The organism is Candidatus Dependentiae bacterium (assembly GCA_013821315.1).
Taxonomy (GTDB): Bacteria; Babelota; Babeliae; order Babelales; family Babelaceae; genus JACDHA01.
The window spans coordinates 19,703-27,451 of the sequence record JACDHA010000020.1 but is presented as its reverse complement, the minus strand read 5'-3'; the positions used below and the strand labels follow the sequence as shown (position 1 = coordinate 27,451).

The following is a 7,749-nucleotide window of genomic DNA, read 5'->3' as shown; positions in this document are numbered from 1 at the left end:
AGCAACAGCAGATAAAACAAGTAGTGCTATTGTTACACCCCAAGCTCCTGTATTAAATATTACAAAAACAGCAAGCTCAAACTTTATTGCAGGACAACAAGGTACTTATACTATTAAAGTAACTAATCAAGGAACAGCTGCAGTAAGTGGCTTTGTGGTAACCGATACCTTACCTGCAAACATTACTTTTGTAAGTGCTGCAGGAACAGGGTGGACCGTTGTACCTTTTGGTACCAACACAGGATTTACAGCAACTTATAATGATTCACTTAATGGCGGTGGAGCTATCACTCCTGATCTTGTTATTACAGTAGATATTGCTTCAAGCATAGCACCTAATACGCTTACTACTAATACAGCTGTAGTGAGCACAAGCACTTCAACGCCAGTAACTACTATTACCTCTCAAGCCGATCTGTCAATAGCAAAAACAGCTAACAGAGATCAACTAAACGTTGGTGACTCTCTGACTTATACGCTGGTACTGACTAACAATGGGCCAAGTGATGCAACAAATACTCGTGTTAATGATACACTTCCAACAGGTTTTGTACCTACAAGCTCAGTAGTGCCTGCTGGGCAATCGGTCTCGGTAACAGGAAACCTGTTAACGTGGACTATTGGTCGTTTAGTACAAGGTAGCGCTACAACCTTACTGTTCTCTGGTGCTGCGCCCGATGTAGCAACCAATGGTCCTGTTTCTATTACTAACACTGCAATAGCTACCTCAGATGCTATTGATACTATACCTGCTAATAATACCAGTATAGCTGTAACACAGGTTAATCCTGTAGCGAGCGTAAGTATTGCAAAAACTGGTCCTGCTGCAGTAACTGCTGGACAACCAATTGTATACTCAGTAATAGTAACGAATAATGGACCTGATAATGCTCAAAATGTATCAGTAACAGATATACTACCTGCTGGGCTTACCAACGTACAGTTGATGCCTGCTGCAAGTACTTCTGCTACGCTCTCGGGCACTACTGTAATGTGGACAATTAATACGCTGAATGCTAACACAAGCAAACAGCTAACTATTGTAGCCAGTGCTCCTCTTGTTACGCAAGAGACAACTATAGTTAACAACGGCACGATAACTACGAGCACAACAAATACAGGAACTCCTACAAGCGCGCAAGCGAGTACTATTGTAATTCCTCCCTCTGCTTTAGTATCAGATTTAGCTATAAGCCAAGTAGCAACACCAGCAACGTTTATTGTAGGCCAAGAAGCTACATACATCGTTACGGTAGCTAACAATGGCCCTGCTGATTCAGCTCGTAGTGGCTCAACACCTGCTGCTACAGTAATAGAAACTTTGCCTTTAGGTTTAACCTTTGTGCCTGGTTCATTAGTAAATATAACTAATGCCCGATGGTCTCAAGCAGCAGCATCAGGCCAAAGGATTACGTTTACTACTGATACTACACTAGTAGCTGGCACTTCTTCAGTGTTTAGCTTTAGAGTAATGGTAAATCAGGAGGCTTTTCCTCTAGTAATCAATACCATAAGCGTTGGCGGCCCTAATATCGATAATAACCCAAGTAATAATACCTACCAAATTACTACACCTATAATTGAAGCTGCTCCTGGAGCATTAACAGTAAGTACAACTGCTCATAAAACTCAAGCAGCTTCAGGCGATACGGTAGTGTATACTATTAGGTTAAGCAATACAGGTGGTAGCGATCTGCATCAAGTTGCAATAACTGATCAATTACCTGCAGGTACTACCTTTGTGTCATTAGAAAGTTCTCAGGCGCTTTTGTGCTCTACAACAAGTCCTCAGCAAACAGGAGCTGTATCTTGTACAATTGCAACCTTAGCTCCAAATCAAACAGAAATACTTACGCTTACTGTGCGTGTTAATGCTGGACTATCTAATGGTACTGTGCTAACCAATACGGTAACTATAGCAAGTACCGAGCAACCAGAACCAACAACTGCTACTGCAGAAGTTGTTGTTGCCAATGCTGTGTGCCCAAAAACAAACAAAAGACTTGGAAGCCTAGCACAAGCGATACTTAATAAATACTGTAACTGTACCGTAGATCAAGTAAGATCAGTACGTACAGCACAAGTATTTCAACAAGCTAGAGCACTTAAAATAAAAAGATAACGTCTAACTTTTAACCAAAAAGGGGGTATGATGTGCATACCTCCTTTTTGCTAGACTTGCTAATTTGCTGAATTTGAGTATGTTTTTTAAGTAATTACTTAACTACCACTTTTAGAAAGCATACTATGACAGAGTCACCCAAAATTTCGTTGTTAACCGCCATTTTAATTAATATTAATATTATGCTTGGCTCAGGTATATTTATAAACACTGCTTTGCTTACGGGACAAGCAGGAGCTCTTGGTGCTGGTGTCTACTTGCTCGTTGGTATACTTTTACTGCCCCTCATTCTGGCGATAGCACAACTGCTTAAATACCATCATGGGGTAGGAACTTTTTACCATTTTGGACTTTCTTTAAGTCCCTTTTTTGGGTTTATAAGTGCATTAAGCTACTTTGCTGCCAAGCTCTGCTCATGTGCGCTAGGTGTACATGTATGTGTTTCATTTTTACAACAAATTATACCAGTACTGCAAGTTATTCCTACGCTTGTCTTTGATAGCGCATTAATACTTTGCTTTACCGCTCTTAATCTTCTTAATTTAAGTATTGGCAAATCTATTCAGTATACTTTTATGATCTTTAAACTTATCCCTATTCTTTTTGCTATTTTTGCTGGACTCTTTTTATTTTCAGGCTCCAATTTTACAAGCACAGCTTTTATGTGGGCCGGAGTACCGCTAAGTGTTCCCTTGGTGCTCTATGCTTTTACAGGTTTTGAATCAAGCTGCTCAATTAGTAGACACATTAAAAACCCAGAGAAAAATGGTCCAAAAGCGATACTTATATCGTATGGTATTGTAATAACTATAGCAGTACTCTATCAGACAATGTTTTTTGGCAGTTTAGGGCAAGCGTTAGGAAGCTTAGCTGGTGGCTATTTAAGTGTTTTCCCCGCATTACTTACCAAGTTGCTTGGTGCTGATGCTAGTAGTAAAAACACTCTTCAAAGCTTACTGCATATTGGCATAGCTTCATCTTCGTTAGGCTCAAGCTATGGTATTATGTTTAGTAACAGCTGGAACCTACATGCCCTGGCTGAAAATAACCATGTGTTTAAAAAAAAGCTTTTTCTAACTCTTAATAAATACTCAGCACCTATTTTGTGTGTTATTACTGAAGGACTTATAGCACTTACTTATCTTTGGGTTACCAAAGGCAATCAAGTACCCCTACAACAAGTAAGCGCTCTAGGTGGCACTATAGCTTACACGTTAAGCTCACTTGCTTTACTTATCCTTACTTATAGAAGATACAATAAAATCACTCTACTGCCTGTGTTAAGTTTATTGAGCTGTTGCTTACTTATAAGCTCATTTATCTGGAGTATTAGTATCAAAGGCCCTACAAGTTTACTTATAGTGTTCTTTGGTATCTTGATTTTTGGCAGCTATATGTTCTTTAAAAAACATGAGCCTAGTTCACATGACGAAATCTTTGAAAAAATCTAACGGAGCTTAAGCGTCATAAGAGCAATCAAACATAAAACTACGGTAATAATGCCAAAGCGTGTAGTAATACGCGCTTCGGGCCAGCCTAGTAATTCAAAATGATGATGCATAGGAGCCATTTTAAAAAGGCGTCTTTTTAGTATTTTATAAGACAAAACTTGCGCCATAACAGACAGTGTTTCAGCGACAAATACACCGCCCGCTATCGCTAGCAATAACTCTTGTCGTGCCATAAGAGCCATAAGTGCTAAAGCACTACCAAGAGCTAAAGAGCCAACATCGCCCATAAATATTTGAGCTGGATAAGCGTTATACCATAAAAAGCCAAGCGAAGAGCCCACAAGAGCAGCACCAATAATGGCTACTTCAGCTGTACCGGCGAACGGTATATGTAAATAATGGGCAAAGGCAGCATGCCCGGCTATATAACAGATAATAGAAAAAGTCCCAAAGGTAACAATAAGCGATCCAATAGCAAGGCCATCAAGGCCATCAGTAAGATTAACGGCATTACTTGTGCCAACTAAAATAAAAACAGCCCACGGTATAAGCAATACACCTAGATGAGGGTTAATATTTTTAAAAAAGGGAATACAAAGTGCTGTATCAGGTTGCATCAAAAAATACCATAGCACAGACGTAGTTAAAGCAACTGCTAATTGCGCTCTTAGTTTAACTTTTTCAGAAACACCTTTACGATACTTAATTTTAGACCAGTCGTCCCAAAACCCAATAGCGCCAAAACCAAGTAAACAGATAACAAAGAGCCATACTTCAGGTTTAGTTAGATTACACCATAACAGCATGGAAGTTAGAGCAACAGCAAGTATAAAAATACCTCCCATAGTAGGTGTATCGTTTTTTGCTTGATGAGACTGAGGCGTATATTCACGCACTTTAGATTTAAATCTATATGCTTGAGCTATAAACCAGTTACCAAAAATAAACGCTAGTATAAGCGCTGTTAGCAATGAAGCCATAACACGAAAACTTACATAATGAAAAACATTAAAAAAAGTAACCGTGTTTTGTAAGTAAAGACCAAGATGATAGAGCATATGTTATTGTTCCTAAATATAAATATAAAAAGCAAATATGCTTAGCATACCAGTGCCATTTAAAACCAGCAACCTAATCTAGAAGCTTAGCCTTTTGACATAAATTACAACTACTTTAGACTTAAAGATACAAAGTGAATGATATTCATCTCTATAAAACTGTACACCTAAGCTTACTTGCTTTATCTTACTTATTTATTTTAAGCTTATGCGTGTAACTTATAACAAAGGAATAACCATGAATTTAATTACCTTAAAATCTAACGCACGTTTTTATGCCTTAGCTTTCGCACTTATTGCACCTTTTACACTCAGTTCAGTAAGCTTTGCAGCTGAAGCCCAAGAAGCTGAAGTATTAGAAACTATCAAAGAATTTATTGATATTAAAAGAAACCCTCAAAGAAATTTTGAGCACTATGCAACTCAACTGGCTACTCAACTAAAAGCTAATCCAAAATTTGCTGAATTAAGCAAAGCATTATACGCAATTAAGAGTTCAAAAAAACAATCTGAAATTGCTAAAGCATTACAGAAATTTAAAACTGATCCTAACATACCAGCATCAATTAAAGCAGAGCTTAATAAAATCTCTACAATACAAATGATCAATGTTATGAGAACACGTTTAAAATAAGCGTTTATACTATAAAAAGAAAAGCCAGGAATTTTCCTGGCTTTTTCTTTTGCAAATTACCCACAAATAAAAGTAAGCTAGTAATACTAAGAGCTCACTTTTATCATAAAGGGTTTATTATGAAGTTTTTATCTTTACTTATACTTGTTGTTTCTACTTTTTATGGAACAATAACTACTGCTCATGGCTCTCTTTACTTACAAGCGGTCACCAGAAGCACACTTTCAAGCTCGCAAGAAGAGCACTTAGTGCATATTATTAAAGATTTTTTCGATTTACACACTTATCCAAACAAATCTTTTGCTGATTTTGCTCAAGACATTATTAATCTTCTAGGTTCTCATGCTGCTTACAAGACTTTTTGTGCTGATCTTAACAAGTACAAATATACCAGCAACACGTTACTATTGGGCGCCTATTTAGGCCAGTATAAATATCTTATGCCAGAGAAAGTAAAAAGAATAATTGCTCAAAAAAAGACAACCGAAATACTACGCGTTATAAAAGAACGCATGAAAAAAAATACTCAGTAACCCGCTGTAGTTAAGCTCAGTTTTATTTTTACACCTATTTCTAGTATACTAGTTATTAAAAGTATTTTAAAAAAAAATTAATCCATTAGAATTTAGGTGATATTTCATGAGCAGCAGTTACGCTTACGATTTTGATGTGATTGTTGTAGGTGGCGGCCATGCTGGTATTGAAGCTGCTTATGCTGCAGCTCGTATGGGCTCTAAAACCTTAATGATCACACTCCATCTTGATCGCATTGGCCTTATGCCTTGCAACCCTGCTGTGGGTGGCATTGGTAAAGGTCATATCGTGTTTGAAATTAGTGCCTTGGGTGGCCTTATGCCACAACTATGCACACAAACTTACTTGCAAGCACGTATGTTAAATACACGCAAAGGGCCTGCTGTTCAAGGGCTTCGTTTACAAATTGATAAACATGCTTACAATAAGCTCAGCAAGCAAATGCTTGATCATACAGAGAATTTAACTATTATTATGGGTATGGTCAACGAGATTATTCTCGATGACAATAGAGTAGTACGTGGTTTAATAACACGTGAAGGTGAAACTTACTATGCACCCACGGTTATATTAACTACAGGAACTTTCCTAAACGGCTTAATTCACGTAGGACAAACCCATTATTCAGCAGGACGTCAAGGTGAAGAATCGGTTGCTAATTTGTCAGCTTTTTTAAGTGATGTTGGTCTTAAAATGCGCCGTCTTAAAACCGGTACACCGCCACGTCTACTACGTTCAAGTTTAGACTTTTCAAAACTTGAAGCACAAGGATCAGATGCGTTAAGCCATTTATTTGAGTTTAAACCGCATACTGTGCAACCTAAACTAGATTGCTATATTACCTATACCAATGAGCATACACATGCTATTATCAAAAAAAACTTTCATTTATCACCTATATTTACTGGCTTTATCAAAGGCACACCGCCACGCTACTGCCCTTCTATAGAAGATAAAATTTCACGTTTTGCAGATAAAAATTCTCATCATGTGTTTGTAGAACCTGAAAGCGCTTCAAGTGAAGAGATTTATCCTAACGGTCTATCAACTTCTTTACCCGTTAACATACAAAAAGAATTTATTCGCACTATAGCAGGCTTTGAACAAGCTATTATAACAAGACCAGGCTACGCTGTTGAATATGATTGCGTGCTCCCTGATCAATTGCATCATACGCTTGAGGTTAAATCTGTCCCTGGGTTATTTTTAGCCGGGCAAATTAACGGTACAACAGGCTATGAAGAAGCTGCAGGTCAAGGTATTATAGCCGGTATTAATGCTCATCTTAAACATACGGGTCAAGAGCCCTTTATTATGAGCCGTAATGAAGGTTATATAGGTATTATGATAGATGACTTGGTAACCATGGGCGTTGATGAACCTTACCGGATGTTTACTTCTCGCGCAGAGCGGCGCTTATTATTACGTCAAGACAACGTATTTGAACGCCTAGGTGAAAAAGCTTATGGCCTTGGTCTTATAAAAGAAGACTTTTACAAAGATATTAAGCAAGAACGCGATATTGTCCATAGCGCTGTTGAACAACTTAAAGCAGGTAAAAATAGCCTTGAACTTACACAACTGCTTGGTAGAGGCGAAATAGAAGAAGTGCATAGACGCATCAAGCTCGTAACGGGCGACACGCTTTCAGAACGAGCTTTACAAACTATTCATGCTGATATTCTCTATGCACCCTATATTCAACGTGAAGAAAAAGAGATTGCAAAGACAGAACAGTATCAAGAGCTTGTGATTCCTGCAGAAATGTGCTTTGCTGCTATTCCAGGTTTATGCATAGAATTACAACAAAAGCTTACTAAGTATAAACCTAAAACAATAGCTCAAGCAGCCCTAATCCAAGGAATGACTCCGGCAGCTATTTCGTTACTTATTTTTAAAACACGTGAATTTCTTAATGCTCAACGACGAACAGTAAAAAACTCCTAAAAT

General features: G+C 37.9%; 6 protein-coding genes. 5 read left to right on the top strand and 1 reads right to left on the bottom strand.

What is annotated here, in order from left to right:
- Both H0X48_05175 and H0X48_05170 read left to right on the top strand, forming a co-directional pair.
- Positions 1-2,122 (top strand): DUF11 domain-containing protein (locus H0X48_05175; GenBank protein ID MBA3954682.1); only part of this gene is annotated, 2,122 nt, incomplete at its 5' end.
- A 125-nt stretch (positions 2,123-2,247) separates the two neighbouring features.
- Positions 2,248-3,573, top strand: a complete 1,326-nt coding sequence (locus H0X48_05170; GenBank protein MBA3954681.1) for an amino acid permease — start codon at positions 2,248-2,250, stop codon at positions 3,571-3,573.
- On the opposite strand, the gene H0X48_05165 is transcribed toward H0X48_05170, so the two are convergent.
- Positions 3,570-4,631: a phospho-N-acetylmuramoyl-pentapeptide-transferase gene (locus H0X48_05165; protein MBA3954680.1), complete on the bottom strand. Its 1,062-nt coding sequence runs from the start codon at positions 4,629-4,631 to the stop codon at positions 3,570-3,572. The genes H0X48_05170 and H0X48_05165 overlap by 4 nt on opposite strands.
- A gap of 238 nt (positions 4,632-4,869) precedes the next feature.
- On the opposite strand from H0X48_05165, the gene H0X48_05160 reads away from it, so the two are divergent.
- From H0X48_05160 to mnmG, 3 genes are all read left to right on the top strand, one after another.
- Entirely contained in the window at positions 4,870-5,265 is a 396-nt protein-coding gene (locus H0X48_05160) for a hypothetical protein (protein ID MBA3954679.1), read from the top strand.
- Positions 5,266-5,384: 119 nt separating this feature from the next.
- A complete protein-coding gene (locus H0X48_05155; GenBank protein ID MBA3954678.1) occupies positions 5,385-5,798 on the top strand; it encodes a hypothetical protein in 414 nt (137 codons plus the stop codon).
- A gap of 106 nt (positions 5,799-5,904) precedes the next feature.
- Entirely contained in the window at positions 5,905-7,746 is a 1,842-nt protein-coding gene (gene mnmG / locus H0X48_05150) for a tRNA uridine-5-carboxymethylaminomethyl(34) synthesis enzyme MnmG (protein MBA3954677.1), read from the top strand.
- The last annotated feature ends 3 nt before the right edge of the window (positions 7,747-7,749 follow it).

Excerpts from the sequence above, each read along its gene's own strand:
- H0X48_05170 (MBA3954681.1), top strand. The coding sequence starts at position 2,248 with ATGACAGAGTCACCCAAAATTTCGTTGTTAACCGCCATTTTAATTAAT.
- H0X48_05165 (MBA3954680.1), bottom strand. The coding sequence starts at position 4,631 with ATGCTCTATCATCTTGGTCTTTACTTACAAAACACGGTTACTTTTTTT.
- H0X48_05160 (MBA3954679.1), top strand. The coding sequence starts at position 4,870 with ATGAATTTAATTACCTTAAAATCTAACGCACGTTTTTATGCCTTAGCT.
- H0X48_05155 (MBA3954678.1), top strand. The coding sequence starts at position 5,385 with ATGAAGTTTTTATCTTTACTTATACTTGTTGTTTCTACTTTTTATGGA.
- mnmG (MBA3954677.1), top strand. The coding sequence starts at position 5,905 with ATGAGCAGCAGTTACGCTTACGATTTTGATGTGATTGTTGTAGGTGGC.